General features: G+C 37.8%; 14 protein-coding genes. 4 read left to right on the top strand and 10 right to left on the bottom strand.

What is annotated here, in order from left to right; all coding sequences use genetic code 11:
- Positions 1–11: 11 nt before the first annotated feature.
- The 3 genes from B7E07_RS20935 to B7E07_RS20945 form a co-directional block, all read right to left on the bottom strand.
- Positions 12–2459, bottom strand: a complete 2448-nt coding sequence (locus B7E07_RS20935; RefSeq protein ID WP_080848740.1) for a beta-glucosidase — start codon at positions 2457–2459, stop codon at positions 12–14.
- A 72-nt stretch (positions 2460–2531) separates the two neighbouring features.
- Positions 2532–5414, bottom strand: coding sequence for a glycoside hydrolase family 3 N-terminal domain-containing protein (locus tag B7E07_RS20940; RefSeq protein WP_080848741.1), 2883 nt, complete (start codon positions 5412–5414; stop codon positions 2532–2534).
- A gap of 554 nt (positions 5415–5968) precedes the next feature.
- Positions 5969–6847 carry a LysR family transcriptional regulator gene (locus B7E07_RS20945; RefSeq protein ID WP_080848742.1) on the bottom strand — a complete coding sequence of 293 codons (879 nt, stop codon included), beginning with the start codon at positions 6845–6847 and terminating at the stop codon, positions 5969–5971.
- A 219-nt stretch (positions 6848–7066) separates the two neighbouring features.
- On the opposite strand from B7E07_RS20945, the gene glf reads away from it, so the two are divergent.
- Positions 7067–8170 carry a UDP-galactopyranose mutase gene (gene glf, locus B7E07_RS20950; RefSeq protein ID WP_080848743.1) on the top strand — a complete coding sequence of 368 codons (1104 nt, stop codon included), beginning with the start codon at positions 7067–7069 and terminating at the stop codon, positions 8168–8170.
- An 86-nt stretch (positions 8171–8256) separates the two neighbouring features.
- On the opposite strand, the gene B7E07_RS20955 is transcribed toward glf, so the two are convergent.
- Positions 8257–8700 carry an Rrf2 family transcriptional regulator gene (locus tag B7E07_RS20955; RefSeq protein WP_080848744.1) on the bottom strand — a complete coding sequence of 148 codons (444 nt, stop codon included), beginning with the start codon at positions 8698–8700 and terminating at the stop codon, positions 8257–8259.
- 233 nt (positions 8701–8933) lie between these two features.
- On the opposite strand from B7E07_RS20955, the gene hmpA reads away from it, so the two are divergent.
- Positions 8934–10130: an NO-inducible flavohemoprotein gene (gene hmpA / locus B7E07_RS20960; RefSeq protein WP_080848745.1), complete on the top strand. Its 1197-nt coding sequence runs from the start codon at positions 8934–8936 to the stop codon at positions 10128–10130.
- A 561-nt stretch (positions 10131–10691) separates the two neighbouring features.
- On the opposite strand, the gene B7E07_RS20965 is transcribed toward hmpA, so the two are convergent.
- Together B7E07_RS20965 and B7E07_RS20970 are read right to left on the bottom strand one after the other, a co-directional pair.
- On the bottom strand, positions 10692–11951 hold the full coding sequence (locus B7E07_RS20965) for a sensor domain-containing protein (protein ID WP_080848746.1): 1260 nt from the start codon (positions 11949–11951) through the stop codon (positions 10692–10694).
- A gap of 183 nt (positions 11952–12134) precedes the next feature.
- Positions 12135–13037, bottom strand: coding sequence for a LysR family transcriptional regulator (locus tag B7E07_RS20970; protein WP_080848747.1), 903 nt, complete (start codon positions 13035–13037; stop codon positions 12135–12137).
- A 212-nt stretch (positions 13038–13249) separates the two neighbouring features.
- On the opposite strand from B7E07_RS20970, the gene B7E07_RS20975 reads away from it, so the two are divergent.
- Positions 13250–14035, top strand: a complete 786-nt coding sequence (locus B7E07_RS20975; RefSeq protein WP_080849321.1) for a sulfite exporter TauE/SafE family protein — start codon at positions 13250–13252, stop codon at positions 14033–14035.
- Between the two features lie 350 nt (positions 14036–14385).
- Here the strand turns inward: B7E07_RS20975 and B7E07_RS20980 are convergent, their stop codons facing one another.
- The 4 genes from B7E07_RS20980 to B7E07_RS23855 all read right to left on the bottom strand — a co-directional run bounded on the left by B7E07_RS20980 (position 14386) and on the right by B7E07_RS23855 (position 17781).
- On the bottom strand, positions 14386–15858 hold the full coding sequence (locus tag B7E07_RS20980; RefSeq protein WP_080848748.1) for an ArnT family glycosyltransferase: 1473 nt from the start codon (positions 15856–15858) through the stop codon (positions 14386–14388).
- Positions 15859–15878: 20 nt separating this feature from the next.
- Positions 15879–16268, bottom strand: coding sequence for a GtrA family protein (locus B7E07_RS20985; RefSeq protein ID WP_080848749.1), 390 nt, complete (start codon positions 16266–16268; stop codon positions 15879–15881).
- The gene (locus tag B7E07_RS20990; protein ID WP_080848750.1) at positions 16261–17220 is read right to left on the bottom strand and encodes a glycosyltransferase family 2 protein; all 960 of its coding nucleotides are present in this window, start codon (positions 17218–17220) and stop codon (positions 16261–16263) included. The genes B7E07_RS20985 and B7E07_RS20990 overlap by 8 nt, the downstream gene beginning before the upstream one ends.
- Before the next feature lie 417 nt (positions 17221–17637).
- Positions 17638–17781 (bottom strand): hypothetical protein, encoded by a 144-nt coding sequence (locus B7E07_RS23855; RefSeq protein WP_176215259.1) that lies wholly within the window; start codon positions 17779–17781, stop codon positions 17638–17640.
- 57 nt (positions 17782–17838) lie between these two features.
- Here B7E07_RS23855 and B7E07_RS20995 point away from each other — a divergent pair, with 57 nt between their 5' ends.
- Positions 17839–19089, top strand: coding sequence for an anaerobic sulfatase maturase (locus B7E07_RS20995; protein WP_080848751.1), 1251 nt, complete (start codon positions 17839–17841; stop codon positions 19087–19089).
- Positions 19090–19279 lie beyond the last annotated feature (190 nt).

A 19279-nucleotide genomic window follows, 5' to 3' on the forward strand; every position in this document is an offset into this window, starting at 1 on the left:
TGGTATTTACTTCATTTCGCAATCTTTACAAACTTTTTTCGTTCTCTTAAAAAATGTCCGATCCCTTTAAAGAATTGGCCATTCACCATCATGAGTATACCGTCCAGCATTGGCATATTAATAATGCCTCCCGTCATACGCGCAATCCCTCTAAACGGCATATGATAAACAGACATCATGATCAGATTGGCTGTACTCCGTTTCCCTATTTTCTTAAGGAACCAATGAGCAAAAGTAATGGATTTATAAGCAAATCTGGCAATTGCACCTTTTGCGTACTGACATTGTGCAATCGTATCATTATAGCCAAGCGGTCTTGAGCGATCCCATTTAGCCGGCGGAACCTTTCGTCCAAGAAGCGCTTCAAATTCTTCTACATTTATTTTGTTTGCTTTGCCAGAATAATAGCTTGGTAATTTTGATTTTTCATAAGGTGCAGGTGCGTTGGTACCTTCAATATAAATCTGTTCTCTGAGACGGATATCTGCGCTCGATGCACCAATCAGAATGCTGTAATCCGCTTCTTCTATTTCCCAATTATCACTCTTTACATTGTAATAACGGAATGTTTTATCATCAAAAGGAATTGCAACGGCTTTTGTTTCACCTGGGTTTAAAAACACTTTTTTGAACCCTTTGAGCTCTTTGGCAGGTCTGAAAATCTCGCCTGATTGGCAGCCAACATACAGCTGTGCTATCTCCATTCCAGCAACAGAGCCTGTGTTAGTTAAATTGAAAGTAACACCTTCTTTATTCACTTGAATATCAGAATAATCAAAAGTAGTATAGCTTAGCCCATATCCGAAAGGAAAACGAACTTCAACGTTGGCAGTATCGTAATAACGATAGCCAATATACATAGCTTCACGGTACTCTACACTTACTTCCTTACCAGGGAACTGATAGAACGCTGGTGTATCTTCATAGCGAATAGGATAGGATTCAGCTAATTTTCCTGAAGGATTCACTTCGCCAGTAAGGATCTTAAGAACTGCTTTCGCTCCTGCCTGGCCATTGAGGTATCCATGCAATAAGCCCTTTACTTTATCAATCCAAGGCATTTCAACTGCTGCTCCACAAGACAAAACAGCTACAATATTTGGATTCACCTTATGAATAGCATGTAATAACTCAATTTGATTTTCTGGAATTTTCATATCGCTTCGATCTAGTCCCTCAGCTTCAGTAGCTTCATCCAGACCAATATATAAAAGAACCACATCTGCGTTCTTAGCAAGTGCACATGCCTTTTCTATTTTTTTCGAATTCTTTTTCCCATAACGCTCAAAACCAGGTTCATAGCCGATATTTTCTATTCTAGAATCTGCAAGAACTTCCAAAGTGTTTTCTAAGATGGTTGGATTAACAATAGAGGAACCAGCACCTTGATACCTTGCTTCTTCAGCAAATTGTCCAATCGTTGCTACTTTAACACCACTCTTAAGCGGAAGGATTTGATCTACATTTTTTAGAAGTACCATAGATTCCTCAGCCACTTCCTGAGCGACCTGGTGATGTTCCATAACGTCAAAGCTTTGTTTATAAGGTTTATTAAATACTTCCTCTGTTGTAAAGATTAAATGAAGAAGCCGATCAACCGCTTCATCTAGAAAATGTTCTTCGATTTTGCCATTTTTAATGGCATCAATGATTTCTTGATTTGTCTCACCAGCTGTTGTCGGCATTTCCAATTCATTTCCAGCCACAAGACCTGCAACACGATCATTGCTGCCGCCCCAATCTGTTACAACAACACCGTCAAAATCCCATTCATCACGCAGGATCTCTCGCATCAAGTGAATGTTTTCATTTGTATATTCACCATTGAGCATATTATAAGATGACATAACCGTCTTCGTTTGTCCTTCTTTGACAGCTATTTCAAATGCCGTTAAATAAATCTCTCTCAGCGTTCTTTCATCTACGATCGTATCAATAGACATCCGCCGTTCTTCTTGATTGTTCACTGCGAAGTGTTTCACGCACGCAGAAATACCGTGAGATTGAATCCCTTTTATATAACTTGCAGCCATTTTCCCTGTATGGTACGGGTCTTCACTGAAGTACTCAAAGTTTCTGCCGCATAATGGGTCTCTTTTCATGTTGATCCCAGGTCCAAGCAGAACATTTACTTTTTGAGCAACAGCTTCTTCACCTAAATATTCACCAATCTTTTCTCCCAGTTCCACATTCCAGCTATTTGCTACCGTAGCGGCTGTTGGGAAACAGGTTGCTGGAGTACTCTCATTAAGACCAAGATGGTCAGCAGCAGCCATTTGCTTCCGAATGCCATGCGGTCCATCTGCCAAAAAGATGTTGTTTATACCAAATCTCTCTATATCCTGTGTTTGCCAAAAATCTTTCCCGGACATCAATGAAGCTTTTTCTTCTATCGTCATTTTTTCTATGATGTCGCTATATCTTAATGACTTTATTTTCGTTTCATCTAGTTTTTTCATTGGTCAGTCCTCTTTTTGTGGATTAAGCGGTACCCCCACAATAGGAGTACCGCTGATATTTTTTGCTTTATATTAAGCTAAGGTTGTATCTTCTGCTTGCTGCTGATCTCTATTTCTTGAACTGCGGAATACAAAGTAGAATCCTAAGATAATTCCTAGAGCAACTAGTGCATCAACTACAATTGTAATGATGACCCATTGAGGAGTATCAGAACTCATTCCATTGTCAATGGCTCCACTATTTGCAACAGCATACATGGCATTTTTAGCAGCATCTCTCATTGCCCATAGAGTATCATTGCTGTCCGTATTAATCTGCGGTACACCATATGGCGCTACACCAGTAAGCATAATATCGTTACCAGCACGCACAGCAAGGTCAGCATTCATATACGGATATGCATCCTGGATAAAGAAGTCTGTATTAACCAAACCTCTAAAGCCCCACTCATTTCGCAATACTTCCGTAAGCAAGCTTTCATCCGCACCTGCCCACACATCACCAATGCTATTGAAAGAAGACATCATTCCTAAAGCTCCGCCCTCTTTAACGGCGATTTCAAAAGGCTTTAAGTAAATTTCACGAATTGCCTGCTCATCGCCCCATGTTAGAACGCCAAGCGTACGGTTGTCTTCCTGGTCATTTAAGGCAAAGTGCTTTAAGTAAACAATTCCGCCCTTACTTTGGTAACCTGCTACTGTAGCAGCCGCGAACTTACCGGATAGATAAGGATCTTCAGAATAATACTCAAAGTTTCTGCCAGCGAATGCTGTACGGTGAATATTCATCGCCGGTGCATACCAGCCAGTCACACCATAAGCAGCCGCTTCTTCACCAATCGCTTCTCCCATTGCTGTAGAAAGCTCAATATTCCAAGTAGATGCAAGCATTACTTCTGCAGGGAATGGAATCCCAGACAATGGTGAACCAGAGATGAAGTTGCTGATTCCTGCAGGACCATCATAGTCAACTGTTGCAGGCTTGCCAACAGATGCGATTTCTGAAGTTTTATAACCTCCAAGTGTTACAATTGTTACTAAATCATCAACTGTTAATTGATCAAGTAATGGCTCCCAGCTTTCATCATCAAAAGCGACATCCTTATAATCTTCAAGCTTTAAGCCATTATCAGCGCCAGTTGTCGGTGCTGAATCCTGCGTATCAGCTGGTATGTCATAACGCTTGCTGTTAACCATATCGACAAAGTCTTGGTCTACTAAAGTACCTTCTACTTCTTTCGTTGAACCATCTTCATTTGTAACAGTGAACGTTTCGTTTTGGTCAATTTCATCCATGTTAGCGAAACCGTCAGCTCTGGATAGATAGGTTTCAATGCTGCCCTCACCTGTTACTTCTTCATCAAATTGGTTTACCGCTACTTGCTCGTCTGTTGAACGTCCAGAATCATAAACAATTTCAGTGAGTGTTTGCGAACCTACATCAGCGATCTTCTCATGAGAGTTTCTCATCAGGCTAAGGCTGTATTCGCCTGCTTCAAGAACATATGCACCGTTGTCACTGAAAATTTTATTATGGTCGTAAGCTGCCATATCTTCCACTTTGAATGACAATGTTACGGTTTCAGAAGCACCCGGTTCAAGAACACCCGTTTTTCCAAATGCAGCTAGATTAATAGAGGATTTTTCAATTTCCCCAGTATAAGGCGGAGTGTAATAAAGCTGAACAACTTCTTTACCTGCTGCATCTCCTGTGTTAGTTACTTCTACATCAACAGAAATATCTGTATCATTCCATGTTAAACTGTCAGCCACTACTTCTTGTTCAAAAGTTGTATAGCTTAAACCGTGCCCAAATGGATAGAGGATTTTTTCATCGTAATTGATTACCCCTTCTTCAGCAGCAGTTTCATAATAACGGTATCCAACATATACACCTTCAGTTAAATCAACATACTTTAATGGAACACCTTTTGAATCGACAGCTGTTGAATAAGTTCCATCGGAATTTTCAAGAACGTAATCAAAATCACCAAAGTTTACAGCTGCTGGTGCATCAAGAACGTCTTTTGCATAAATATCAACTGTTTTACCAGATGGGTTTAAGTCACCAGCAAGTACTTTACCTAGTGAACCAAATCCACTTTGCCCCGGTCCAGCAATATTGACAACACCATTAATTTGATCATAGTCATTGATCCAATCCAGTTCAAAAGTGTTCGCACTGTTTACAACGACAATAATATTGTCAAAATTCTCTGTAACAGCATCAAGCATGCCAAGTTCTCTGTTTGTCAGTTCTAAATAATGCTTATCTGGATCTTGGTCATCTTCAAAGCCAAATTTTTGTCCTGTTGGACCTTGAGGACTGCCATCTTCTTTATACGTATCTTCTCCATACAAGCTTTTCGGCAGATCCGCACCTTCTCCTCCAGAACGAGCGATGAAGAGTACAGCCGTATCCGAGAATTCCTTCGCTTGAGAAATTAACTCATCTGTATAAAAATCTTCAGGTTCAGGCTCTGGAATGGTGAAGTCCTGACCTTCAATTCCAATAACTGGTCTTTTTAGATCTGTTGCAGCGTAAGCATTATATAATTCTTCATTAATCTCAATTCCTGCTGCTTCAAATCCTGCTTTAGGTGTGATAGCTGTTGAGGCATCTGTTCCCCCTGACCCAGCACCACCATAAATTGGGTTTGTGAAACTCCAGCCGAAAACGTTTACTTTCGTTCCCTCAGCTAGTGGTAAAGCGTTCTCTTCATTCTGTAAAAGAATGATTCCTTCATCTGCAATCTTTTCGGCTACTTCAGTTGATTTTTCACGAGCTGCAACTGCTTCGCTGCTTGTCGTATCAATTTCTGTAAAATAAGCCGTAATGACATCTGAATAGTAAGATAGTGCAATGTTTGCCCCAAGAGCGATTACTAAGAGCAAACTCAGAATTGAGCTCCAGACAATGCGGAACTTTTTCTTACTCATTTTCTTCTTAGCCATTCTGTTTGACCCCCGCTTTATATAAATTTAGTAAATTAGAAAATTGTTTGACTATATCTTTATTCATCAAACAATTCCTGCCGAAATTGTAAAGCGCTATCATTTCAGTCCGGTTTTTTGAAACCGTTTTAATGATTGCACCTTAAGCTTAACTTATAATAATAGTACCGACTATAAACGAAAAGTTAGGGGGGTGTAACTTTTCGTTTGGCATCGTCTTTTTTTTTAGAAGAGGTGCCATTAATAGGCCAGATCTGACAGAATGTCACCATTGTGCTGGATTTCCATTAAAGAAGAGTTTTACTTCAAATGGATCAGGTTACGGTCCGGGGCGGCTTCCTATCAAACTTTTTCACTAATCTATCAGACTCGCTTGCTTTCCTATTAAAGTTTTTCTTTTTCCTATCAAATTATTTCAGTTACCTATCAAGATTTTGATTTTTCCTATCAAACCGCTCTTTCAGTTTTATAACTCTCTGATCAGCGGCTGCCCCCTTGCAAAAAACGCAAAATAAAAAGTCGATTTAACGCGCATTCTAGCACCTTAAATCGACTTATATCTCGGATTGATCTTTTATATAGCTTTTAAATAACATAATGGCTTTGGACTGGATTCCTCTTTTGCGTGAAACCAAATAAATATTTTGCGGAATTTTTTCTTTAAGCCTGATAATCTTTAAGTTATTTTCCTGTAAGGCTGCTTCAACAAAGTCTACAGAAATTGCAACAAAGCCATTTATTTCACACAATCGATGAGCTGTTAATATACTGCCGAATTCATGAACAACATTTGGGGTAAAACCTTTATCCAGACATTTATCAACAAACGCATGTTCCCTTCCTTTTGTAACAGACTTCACCACTAACGGCTCATCTTTCAGATCTTCAATAGAAACTATGTGTTTATTTGCTAAATGATGACTTGCCGAAACGACCGCAACAGCTTCTCCTAATCTGATCAATTCATGTTCACAGTTTTCAATATCTTCGTAGTCAGTCACCAAAGCGAGATCAACATCCTCTTGAAACATCTGATTGAGGATCGAGTCATCAGGCAATTCGGTTATTTTCACTTGAATATCAGGATAGCTTCTGGAAAATTCATATAATATCTCTACCGGCAGTACAGCAGTAGAAGAGTAGGTAACGACTGCATTCAGTGTTCCTTTTCTGCCGCTAAGAATACTGATTTCTTTTTTCAAATCCTCCATCAGATAAACAATATGCTGGCTTCTTGCGAAAAGCAGTTCACCTGCTTCTGTTGCAATCATTCCCCGAGGCCCCCGGTCAAACAGCTCGGCCTCTAGTTCTAATTCAAGCTGCTTAATGGTTTTACTTAGACCCTGTGGGGTAATAAATAATTCTTTAGCTGCCGAATTAATACTCTTCATCTGATATACCTTGTTAAAGTGTTGCAGTGCCTCAATATTCATAATTTCACCTTTTGTCACATTGTAGGTTTAAGTATAGCATTCTAATAGAATAGCTTGCAATTGCCTCTAGCAATTGACAAGGGTTTGTGACATTTTCATCCTATATAATTCCATATCGCTATTTTTAATACGTTTTCAATTTACTTCTCCCATTTTATACTATTATAAATTTAGGTTAAAATAATGGCAGTGATAAATTGTGAATAAGGAGATTTTCAGATGTACGATTATTTAATTGTAGGGGCTGGTTTATTTGGTTCTGTATTTGCTTATGAAGCCCATAAAAGAGGAAAGAAATGTCTAGTTGTTGATAAACGCAATCATATCGGCGGTAATGTGTATACAGAAAAGATGGAAGATATTCATGTTCATACATATGGAGCCCATATTTTTCATACTAACAACCAAAAGATTTGGGACTATATAAATGAGTTTGCTGAGTTTAATCGCTATACGAACTCTCCAATCGCAAATTACAAAGGCGAAATTTATAACCTCCCCTTTAATATGAACACCTTTAATAAATTATGGGGTGTTGTGACACCACAAGAGGCTAAAGCTAAAATCGAAGAGCAAAAGAATGCTGCTGGTGTCACCGATCCAAAAAATTTAGAAGAACAAGCTATCTCCCTGGTGGGAACTGATATTTATGAAAAATTAATTAAAGGCTACACAGAAAAACAATGGGGAAGACCAGCTTCAGAATTGCCGGCTTTTATTATCAAACGCCTGCCAGTTCGATTTACGTATGACAATAATTATTTTAATGATCGCTATCAGGGAATCCCCATTGGCGGCTACACAGGAATTATTGAAAAAATGCTTCAAAATATTGAGGTCAGATTAAATGTTGACTTTTTTGAAAAACGTGAAGAATTAAAAGGACTAGCGAAGAAGGTTGTTTATACAGGCATGATTGATCAGTATTATGATTACAAATATGGAATCCTGGAATATCGAAGCCTGCATTTTGAGACAAAGGTTATGAAGGACACAGATAACTACCAGGGAAATGCAGTTGTAAACTATACAGATCAAGAGACCCCATATACAAGAATCATTGAACATAAGCATTTTGAATTTGGCACAGGAGATAAAACGGTCATTACTGAAGAGTATCCATCAGAGTGGAAACCTGGTGACGAACCATATTATCCGATCAACGATGACAAAAACAATGAAGTCTACAGAAAATATAAAGAGCTCGCAGACAATGAGGCAAATGTGATCTTCGGAGGCAGGTTAGCCACATATAAATATTATGATATGCATCAAATCATAGGAGCAGCTTTGGTAACGGTTGAGAAAGAGTTTGGATCATAAGTGTGCATGAGAGGGACAGGTCATAAAATCTGTCCCTCTTTCGTCAAAAAAAAATGCCAACCAATTGTAGTATTAGCTACAGTTGATTAGACATCTTTGATTCCAAACAAATCATTCAGTTCTTTTCTATTTAATACAAAATCCTCTAATGTATAGCCATATAAGACATTCAAAAAAGCTTGCAATGCCTCATGCAGAGCATTTTTCAATTTACAGGATGGCGAGATTGAGCAATATCCTTCTCCCTGTTTAAAGCAGCCAACAATATGAAAATCATCTTCTGTTTCATAGACTACTTTTCCAATATTTATATCTTTTGGCTTTTCAGCAAGGCGGATGCCACCATTTCGGCCTCTGATTGTCTCCACATATCCCAGCTGGCCCAAGTGATGAATAATCTTCATCAGATGGTTCTTGGAGATATCATAAGAATCTGCTATTTCCTGAATCGTGCTTAAATCATCAGGCTTCTTCAGAGCTAAAAATATTAAAACTCGAAGAGAATAATCCGTATAGGTTGTTAGCCTCATTCTAGTTAAAGCTCCTTAATCAGTTTGCTAGTATTATATCTAGAAATCTCGCCGATTGGCAAGCCTTCAGACGGTTATCTTTGCTTAGCAGCACTTTATAGTACCTCCTTCTTCACATGTTAAATGTGACAACTTTTCAAAAGATGTATATTTTATATATCTTTTATTGTCACCGTTGGTATATTATAAACATGCATAAATAATACATGTTTATATTTCGAAGGGATGATATGATGTTAAGTCAAGAAACCATTAAAATTATACAAAGCACAGTTCCTGTCCTCGAACAATATGGAAAACAGATTACTACACGTTTTTATAGCCAGCTGTTCTCCAATCACCCTGAACTGCTGAATATTTTTAATCATGCCAACCAAAGAGAAGGCCGTCAGCAGGCAGCTCTAGCAAATGCAGTGTACGCTGCCGCTGCAAATATTGATCAATTAGAAACAATTCTTCCTGTCGTAAAACAAATCGGTCAAAAACATAGAGCACTAGGTGTATTGCCTGAGCATTACCCTATTGTAGGCGAACATTTATTAGCTGCCATCAAAGATGTATTAGGAGATGCAGCAACTGACGAAATGATCAATGCATGGGCAGAAGCCTATGGTATTATTGCAGATGCTTTTATTGGCATTGAAAAAGAAATGTACAAAGAAGCTAAAGAGCAGCCAGGCGGCTGGGAAGGGTTTAGAAACTTCATTGTGGAGCGTAAAGTAAAAGAAAGTGCTGTCATCACTTCGTTTTATTTAAAGCCTGAGGATGGATTGGACATTGCTTCTTACCGTGCTGGTCAGTATCTTACTGTAAGAGTTCAGCCTGACGGAGATACATATACCCATATCCGTCACTATAGTTTATCCGCCGAACCAAACAAAGATTATTATAGAATAAGTGTGAAGCATGAAGAACAAGGTGTGGTATCTTCTTATCTTCATGAAGATGTTCAGGAAGGAGATATAGTGGAAGTTAATGCTCCTGCTGGCGATTTTGTTTTAGAACAAAACGAGCTACCTGCCATTTTAATCAGCGGCGGTGTCGGATTGACGCCGATGGTCAGTATGCTTCACACCATTATAAAAGCACAGCCTAACAAAGAGGTTACGTTTATCCATGGTGCTTTGAACAGTGATGTCCATGCTTTTAAAAACGAAGTTATAGAGGCTGCAAGGAAATCAGAGCATGTAAAAAGTTTTGTTGCTTATTCCAGCCCAACTGAAAAGGATCGGGAAAATAATAATTATGACAAAGAAGGTTTCATAGATTTAGAATGGCTTAAGTCAATAGCTGGAACTCCTCAGGCAGACTTTTACTTCTGCGGACCTGTTCCCTTTATGAAAAAGATCTATTCCGCTCTTAAGGAATGGGGTGTAGCGTCCGAGCATATCCATTTTGAATTCTTTGGACCTGCTGGTGAGATCGAGTAAGGTGCTCTATTAAGAACTAATACCCTATAATAAGAGACTGGGACATAAGTATTTAACACTCTCATAGGACCGAATAGTTAGGAAGTCATCTTTCTAACCATTCGGTTTTTATGATTATAAAAGATATTATATTAACTTGAGTGAAATGGAGCGGAGGACCCTCGACTCCTGTGGGTAATAGAGGAAAGGGTGAGACCCCGCAGAAGCTTGCTTCTAGGAGGCTCAGCTTCCTCCCCACGGAAAGCGAGTGTCTGCAGCGCAGGTGCAACGGACTTGTGTAAACACGCATACCATGACAATGTACATTTGTGTTTAAGAAATAGTATTTTCGTTTTGTCTCAGCCTCTATAATTCCTCAGACGAATTAAAAATTTTCCCATTTGAGCTGGAAATATCTCTATACAATAAACTATTTTTTCTCTTTCTAGCGTATCTCTTCCATCACCAGCTTGACCACTTTTATGAAACCTATCGTTTGAATTTGGTACGGATGAATATCCCCCTAAGTCAACTGAGCCCCAAGTGGTAAAACAAATTAGGTTGACCATCTAGATCTTATTTTTAAAAGCTGCCTGTATAATTGTTCTTTCCATCTCTTTTTATCTGATACATGGCGTGATCTGCTTTATTGATTAATGTGACTACATCGGTTCCATCGTCCGGAAACATACTGATGCCGATACTCCCTGTCACTTGAAATATATGGCCATTAAGGAGAACAGGCTTTTGGAGTGCATTCAGAATTCGCCTTGCCTCTTCCTTTACTGCAAATTCATCGTCTATATGTTCTAAAATAACGATGAACTCGTCTCCTCCATATCGGCAAACGAACGGGATTTCTCCGGCGCATTTTTTTATTTGTTCTGCTGTACTGATTAAAATGCGGTCTCCTGTTTCATGACCAAACCGATCATTAATGTCTTTAAAGTTATCTAAGTCTATAAATAATACAGCTGCTTTTAGGTTTTCGAACATTATTTCCGATATTTTTTTATAGAGAGAATGCCTGTTAGGCAATTTCGTTAATGCGTCATAATACGCTTGGTATTCAATCACTCTTTCCAGTTCTTTTCTTTCCGTTATATCATGAGCAATTGTAGAAAGGAATTCCACAGAACCATTTTCAGATTTATGTGCCACAATCATTTGCGAAACGGGTACTTCTTTTCCATCACTTTTAAGGATCGAGGTTTCCCCTTTCCAATGGCCATTCGCGATGGCAGTTGGAATTCCATAATGTTCAATCGTCTCATTCACCCATCTTTGTTTCGCTGTTTGACTGCCAGTTTGCTCTTCACTGATTCCCAGCATTTTGCGTGCAGACGGGTTGAAATATAGACTATTTCCCTCTGTATCTAATGTTGCTATAAAGTCCGGGGAGGCTTCAATAATCTCTAAAAGCTGCTGCTGTCTGCGCTCATTTTGCTTCCTTAGTGTAATATCCCGATCCATTCCTCTATAGCCTATACAATTCCCATCATCGTCAATGATAGGGGAGCCGCTAGTTTCTAGTATCACTTCATGTCCATCGCGATGCAGATTAATATTCTCTAAGCTTTTAATAGGAAGCTTATTTACCACATGATATTCAAATATAGAACCAATCCGTAGCGCTTCTCCCGGCTCCATTAAGTCAAATGGTGTTTTGCCGATGACCTCACAAGGCTCATATCCTAATATATCTTTTACCCTTGGACTTGCATACGTATAGATGCCTTTTTCATCTACTTCCCAAATCCAATCACTAACATGCTCTACTAATACACGATATCGTTCTTCGTCAGTCCATAAATGCGCCTTCTCATTAGGTCGATTTTCCATTGTGCACCATCCTATAGTGTTAAACCAATAGAATTATTATAGCAGATATTAGGAGAAATATATGAACTGGGCAGTTACAATTTTGACAACCTTTGCTGCTGACATTTTCATATTATATTTAGACTTCTCTGCTAGAGACAAAGCAGAATATGAAAAACTCCATGCTTAACGCTCACTTGGGAGTTAATGAAACTCCTTTTTAATATAGTCTACAAACGGATCCAGTCCCGCTCGGCTGAACCTCGTCTTTTTCCTGACTACATATAAGTCTCTTTTAAGCTGGAAATCTTTTATCTTCACTTCTCTTAATAAGCTGTATTTTAATTCTTTTGCAATCGTTAATTTTGGCAATATACTGATCCCCAGTCCCGCTTCAACTGAGCTTTTAATCGCTTGAACACTGCCCAGTTCAATTGCAGATTGGATATTCATTAATACACCTCGTTCATGAAGAGAATGCTCCACTAAGCCCCTAGTGCCCGAGACCGCTTCCCGCCAGATCATCATTTCCTCTGTTAATTCTTCTATATGGATTTCAGTCCTGTTTTTCCAGCGATGATCGTAGGAAGTAACTAAGACTAAATCATCCTCTGAAAATTTTTCAATCAGCAGTTCCTGATCTTTTTTATCTTTTTCCAACAAGCCTTCTACTAAAGCGACATCGATCTCATTCAATTTCAGTTTCGTTAACATATCGGGTGTATTGCTCAATGCTAAATGAAACTTGATATTCTCCTGTTTATGCAAATAACGTTTCAGCAATTCAGGAAGAATATATTCTCCTATTGTTAAGCTGGCCCCTACGTTGAGCTTAATATCCTGACCTTCCAGCAAGTACTGGATGGCGTCCTTCGATTTTTGATAATGCAAAATCATTTCTTTTGCATATGGGTATAAACCCTTTCCAGCCTCGGAAAGAATTAATTTATTTTCAGAGCGATCAAATAAAGCAGCACCATATACATTTTCAAGCTGGCGAATTTGTTTCGTAACAGCCGGCTGCGATACAAACCCTTTTTTAGCAGCTTGTGTAATACTGCCTTCTTCCACTACAGCACAGAACATTTTAAGATTATCAATGTTCAAATCTGAACCTCCTACACGTTCAAAAATCTTGTTGGTTTTATTATAACATCGGGATTACGTTATTTTATTGTACTTGCTGTGGTATTCATGTATAACTTCTCGTTATACCTCATTCAATAATGGAATTTTTTTAATCAATGAAAGTTTGCTATCCTAATTTACATGAACGTTTTACGAACATAAGAACTGCATAGGGGCTGAAGAGGATGTTAATGTTTATTTTATATTTTGCCATTGGGTTAATTGCAACTACACTTGGTGCAGTTGCTGGCCTGGGTGGCGGAGTGATTATCAAGCCCATGCTGGACCTATTCGGCGACTTCGACCTTCCAACAATAGGTGTTTTATCGGCCGCTACCGTATTATCAATGGCTGCTGTTTCATTGATTAAACTGAGAGGTAAGGAAGTGAAAATTGATAAAGGTACGAGCTCGATCCTGGCAGCAGGGTCCATTTTAGGAGGGCTTGCAGGCAAAGCCATTTTTAACGTCATTGCGATCTCTCTAAACGTTCCAACTATTACTGCAATTATTCAATCTTCTTTATTAGCCATTTTACTATCACTAATCCTTATTTATTTTAAAAAGAAGCATAGCTTAAAATCGTACCTGCTAAAAAATAAAACCATTATTTTTCTAGTCGGCGGTTCTCTTGGCTTTCTCTCAGCCTTTCTGGGAATTGGCGGAGGACCACTAAATGTGGCAATCTTATGCCTCCTGTTCTCCATGAGCACAAAGAATGCCGGAGTTAATTCTATTTTTATCATTTTCTTCTCGCAGCTGTCAGCTTTATTGCTAATTGCCTTTTCTGGCGGCTTCGGTGACTACAACCTATCCATGCTTTTCGTCATGATTCCAGGCGGTATATTAGGAGGCTGGATCGGCTCTAATATCGTCACCAAAATAACAGATAGCCAAGTAGAAAAGATATTTAATTTCGCTATTCTTCTTATTATATTTATTAACTTGTATAACATTGTGAAGGCTGCGTTTATGTAGTGGGTGGCTGTAGCGGATGTATACTTTAAAAAAAGACCTTTAAACGGTGTCGATTGATAAGAATAAGAATTGCCAACTCACTCGTATTAATTATAGCAAAACTAGATGATCTCTAAGACCTTCAGTATCAGTAACGAACCATATTACTATGATACTGCGGCACTTTTTACAATCTTTTTGGCCACAATTGTTCAGGTTTTAATGATATTAAACCCTTCATTTCATTACTGGTGTGATAGATCTTCTAGACAGAAAAACACTCCCCCTAAGATTGTCAGACTTAACCTCTATCTGCCTAGCTTATGGGAAGCGTTTCATCTCTAATAAACAAACTCCTCTAAATCAGAACTTTATTGAATATCATTCTTCTTTGGATCTAGCCGCTCAGAAACAACTTTATTGTATTTAAATAGCATAGTGCTTATCATGGCCAATCCCCCTCCAGCCAAAATTGAAAATATTGGCATGATAAAGAATCGGTATCTGGTTTGAATTTCAATTAAGAGATGTGACATGACATACCCTAAGATCACTACCAATAAAAATATGAGAGGAGTGCTTAGCTTTTTTCTAAATAAGAATAAGAAAATAAAAGCAAAGACCAGCATAATAAAATAGGTTGCACGTTCTATTGCTTTTAATTGCTGGAAAACAAATGGCCTATCTATGGAGCTCATACTCCAATTAATGGACGCATCACCATGCCCCCACATAATTTTAAATTTCCTATACAATAAATTAGCAACTTGCTCTTTATCTGCTATTCTTTCTAGAATGAGTTCTTTTTCAACCTTATCACGTTCATCACCTAGTGAAAATTGTGACATAAAAGAAGCATCTTCTGCAGAATAACCTCCATTTGTCTCCTGATTGACTCCGATAAGAAACTTCCAGTACGGCGCTCTGTTAGATAAGGGATATTCTGTTACTCCTGCAGCAATGAATGCATAGCTTGCAATATTCATGACGAGGAAATAGGCAATGAATATTCCAAAAAGGGTTCCTAACGATCGGAGTCTTCTTTCCTTTGTCTCCAGAATAACCCTGTAAACTATATAATATAGAAAAATAGCGATGAGAATTAAACTTCCCAGAGGCCTTATGATATTGCCTAATCCAATAAATAACCCTATGAGTAATCCTATCTTTATCGTTGGATTTTTAGTTTTGACAATTAGGTAAAATCCAAGCAGATAAAATAGTGTGGAAAGATGATCATTCGTAAGTACAGAGGTCATAACGATACTAGAGGCATAAGACGCATAGAAGATCGCTGCTATCCTGCCTGCTGTTTCATTTATAACTTCTTTCCCAATTAAATAAATTAATACAGTAATGCCAATAGAATAAAAAACACTTATAAACTTTAGAACAAATACACTCTCTCCAAAAACTGCAATAACTAGTGCTTGGTACATCGTAAAGCCAATCTGATAAACCCAGCTCCTAAAATACAGCTGTTCAGAGAAATTAAAATTGCCATTAGCTGCATCTACCGCGGCTGTATATAATATATAAAAATCTGATTCAATACGCGTATTAAAATTCAAAATCCAAATTAGTCGAACAGTAAATGCAAATAAGATTAGAAAGATTAAAAACATTTTATTCGACAATAAACGATTAATAAAAAGTATATAAACACCTAAAGCTGCAACTATTCCGCTAATCCAGGCTAAAAAATGAAGGAAATCGTTTGTATATATATAAGTTTCTATCCCATTTATAAATGAGTAAAATGCAGCTGCCACAAAGAAAATTAAACAGAGTACTAAAATGATCTTTGTAGAAAGAAAGTCGAGCCAATTGCTCAAGGTATTCATATATAAATTCTCCTTATTCTTCACTTATTTCGAAAGGTAAGATACTTGCTAGTGACATAATTTATTACAATAACTACCACATTCGCAGTAATTTTAGCCACAATATCATTCGTCATGAAAATGTCAATCAGCAGGAACATAATTAACAGATCTACTGCTAATGAAAGAACTCTAAAAAAAACAAAATTGCCTAATTCCTTCATAGTTCGGTTAATTGACAGATCTTTGCTATTAAACACAAACAATTTATTTGTGAAAAACGCAAAGATAATAGAAATGATCCAGGCAACTGTGGTAGCAGCTTTATAATCAATGTGGAATATATGTACTAATAAAGCGTAAACTAATATATTTACTGCAGTAGTTAGTATCCCAAAAAATAGATAATTAATGGTTGCTCGATTAAGCATGATTCTTAACCGAATTTCTTACTTTTTCATCATTGTAGATATTCACATAGTACAATGGTCGATTTTTTGTTTCATTAAATATTCGACCTAAGTATTCACCAATAATGCCTAGAGATAAAAGCTGAATACCACCCAAGAATAAAATAACGGTCATAAGAGAAGGGTAACCCATTACAGGCTCATCCCAGATCAATGTCTTTATAATTACCCATGCCATATATAGAAATGCAAAGAAGGAGATTCCAAACCCAAAGAAAGCGGATATTCTTAAAGGAGTAGTTGTAAACGAAGTCAACCCTTCAATCGCAAGATCAAAAAGTTTAAAATAATTCCACTTAGATTCACCAGCTGCACGCGGATCTCTATCAAATAAGATTTCTTTCTTATTATATCCGATCCAACTAAACATTCCTTTCGTATAACGCTGTGATTCTCGCATTTCTTTTAACGCATCGACGCACCTTCGATCTAGAAGACGAAAATCACCCGTATTTTCTTGAATAGGAATTCTAGTTAACTTCTGCAACAAAGAATAAAACTTGCTAGCTGTCCATTTTTTCAGCCAAGTTTCACCCGCTCTGTTTCGTCTCTTCGCGAACACATCATCGTATCCTTGCTCCCAATAATGAATCATTTCAGGAATTAGCTCAGGAGGATCCTGCAAATCTGCATCTATAATGATGACTGCATCTCCAGTAGCATAATCAAACCCTGCAATCATTGCTATCTCCTTACCAAAATTCCGAGATAAGTCTACATAAGACACACGTTGATCCTGCTTCCTTAACCTCTGTAAAATGTGAATGGTATTATCTTTACTGCCGTCATTAATAAACAGAAATTCAAAAGAGTATTTTTTTATACTATCTGCAACAGTCGATATCCTTTTATATAACTGGTTTAGAACATCTTCTTCGTTATAAGCAGGGATTAGAATGGTCATTTTTTTCAAATTAAAAACTCCTTTCCTGATAAAAATTTACAATTAATTCTATATATTGTCAATTACGATCCTTTAAGCAGTTGATTCTCCCGATTATAGTTATTAGCCCACTGATTATAAGTTATTAATTAATTTGCTATTTCCTTTATTGGCTTATTTATACTTAGTTATGCATTGGGCATCGTGTTAATATTATGTACTAATTTTTCATTTTGGAGGCCAGTCTCAATTCCTAAAAATTCGATTTTACTTTTGCGAAATAGAACCTCTGCTTTCTGCATATACAACCTTGTTCCATTTCCTCAAAATATACTATTTTAAACTTGCTTTTCTTATTTTTTTATGATAGATAAATTTGAACTACTCCTGACAAATCCAAACTATATACCAGGAACCATGCCCACATTTTCTGTTTTTGGGACTGCTCTAGTATAAATAGTGTTTTTTAGATACCTTCGATTCACCGTCAATAAATACAGAACACCCATTCATCCTTTTAGCCAGCATAGAAATACCTTTTAAAAATGCGTTTTGATCAATATCAATGTGATCAATATCACAGACAAACATCCTCCTTTCACTTAACATTTTTTATAAACTTGACTGTTATAAAGGAGAAAAAAATTGATGGCTTATGGAGGAACTGCGACACTCAAGCCTGCATTAACATCCGTCATGTGGAAAACCGTTTCTGAAGCATGCAATTTAGCATGTGACTACTGCTATTACAGCCAGTGCAACGGGATGCCGCAGAAGATCAACCGTATAGATGACACTGTATTAGAAAAATTCATTATTGAATATATGAATATATCAAAAGGCTATGTATCGTTTGTATGGCAAGGCGGAGAGCCCTTATTAGCAGGATTAGACTTCTTCAAAAAAGTGGTTCACTTACAAGCAAAACATGCACCAAGCAACACAGTCATCAGTAATTCCATCCAAACAAATGGTACGTTAATAAATGAAGAATGGGCAGCATTCTTTAAGAAATATAACTTTCTGGTCGGCGTAAGCTTGGATGGACCAGAAGAAATTAATAATGCCAGACGGGTCATGGGGTCTGGTAAAGGAAGCTATAAAAGAATAATGCGCGGAATTGAGTATCTTAAAGAAGCAAATGCGGACTTTAATATTCTAACCGTTTTACATGAGAACAATATTACAAGAGCAGCTGATCTAATGAATTTTTATCAGGAACAAAATTTCCCTTTTGTTCAGTTCATTCCCTGCATGGATTTTCGAGCACAGGAAATTAATAAACCTGGCGTTTTTCTAATCACACCTAAACAATATGGTGATTTTTTATGCGATATTTTTGACGTGTGGTATAACGATGGTACGCCTCAGACATCCATCCGTTTCTTTGATGACATGTTAGCAGTGTACCTGAATCAGCATGCCGGCCTATGCTCTCACCTTGAAACCTGTCCCAAACACCTTGTTTTAGAACAAAACGGTGATGCATATCCATGCGATTTCTTTATACATGAAGAGTACCGATTAGGAAACGTTGGCGTTGATACTCTAGAAGATCTGCTTACGAATGAATTGATGGAGAATTTTCATGATCTAAAGCCAAACTTACCGAACCAATGCAAGTCTTGTGAATTCCTTCATTTATGTCATGGAGGCTGTCCTCGCAACAGAGTCAAATCCAATAACGAATTCGGCGTTGAGTATTTTTGTGAGAGCCACAAACAAGTGTATCGCTATGCACATGAAAGAATGCTAGTCGTCGCATCCCATGTAAAGAAAAAAAGAATCCAAGACCTTGTTAATGCAGATTATAAAATGCCTGGAAGGAATGATCATTGTATATGCGGAAGCATGAAAAAATATAAGAAGTGCTGTGAGCCGTTGTTGGGTCTTAACTAATTCTATTAGATATAGAAGAGGCTGGGACATAACGAAATTAATCTTTTTAAAACACGAATATTCACTATCTTGGGTTGGGTGTTTAAACAAGTCCGTTCCATTGCGCTGCGGACCCTCGCTTTCCGTGGGGAGGAAGCTGAGCCTCCTCGAAGCAAAGCTTCTGTGGGGTCTCACCTTTTCCTCTATTCCC

The sequence above is a fragment of the Cytobacillus gottheilii genome (assembly GCF_900166665.1).
GTDB classification, from domain to species: Bacteria; Bacillota; Bacilli; order Bacillales; family Cytobacillaceae; genus Cytobacillus; species Cytobacillus gottheilii_A.

Bases quoted from the DNA above. Each gene is read 5' to 3' on its own strand.
- hmpA (WP_080848745.1), top strand. From the start codon at position 8,934: ATGTTAAGTCAAGAAACCATTAAAATTATACAAAGCACAGTTCCTGTC.
- B7E07_RS20945 (WP_080848742.1), bottom strand. From the start codon at position 6,847: ATGAATATTGAGGCACTGCAACACTTTAACAAGGTATATCAGATGAAG.
- B7E07_RS20935 (WP_080848740.1), bottom strand. From the start codon at position 2,459: ATGAAAAAACTAGATGAAACGAAAATAAAGTCATTAAGATATAGCGAC.
- B7E07_RS20965 (WP_080848746.1), bottom strand. From the start codon at position 11,951: ATGGAAAATCGACCTAATGAGAAGGCGCATTTATGGACTGACGAAGAA.
- B7E07_RS20980 (WP_080848748.1), bottom strand. From the start codon at position 15,858: ATGAATACCTTGAGCAATTGGCTCGACTTTCTTTCTACAAAGATCATT.
- glf (WP_080848743.1), top strand. From the start codon at position 7,067: ATGTACGATTATTTAATTGTAGGGGCTGGTTTATTTGGTTCTGTATTT.
- B7E07_RS20995 (WP_080848751.1), top strand. From the start codon at position 17,839: ATGGCTTATGGAGGAACTGCGACACTCAAGCCTGCATTAACATCCGTC.
- B7E07_RS20940 (WP_080848741.1), bottom strand. From the start codon at position 5,414: ATGGCTAAGAAGAAAATGAGTAAGAAAAAGTTCCGCATTGTCTGGAGC.
- B7E07_RS20975 (WP_080849321.1), top strand. From the start codon at position 13,250: ATGTTTATTTTATATTTTGCCATTGGGTTAATTGCAACTACACTTGGT.
- B7E07_RS20985 (WP_080848749.1), bottom strand. From the start codon at position 16,268: ATGCTTAATCGAGCAACCATTAATTATCTATTTTTTGGGATACTAACT.
- B7E07_RS20955 (WP_080848744.1), bottom strand. From the start codon at position 8,700: ATGAGGCTAACAACCTATACGGATTATTCTCTTCGAGTTTTAATATTT.
- B7E07_RS23855 (WP_176215259.1), bottom strand. From the start codon at position 17,781: ATGTTTGTCTGTGATATTGATCACATTGATATTGATCAAAACGCATTT.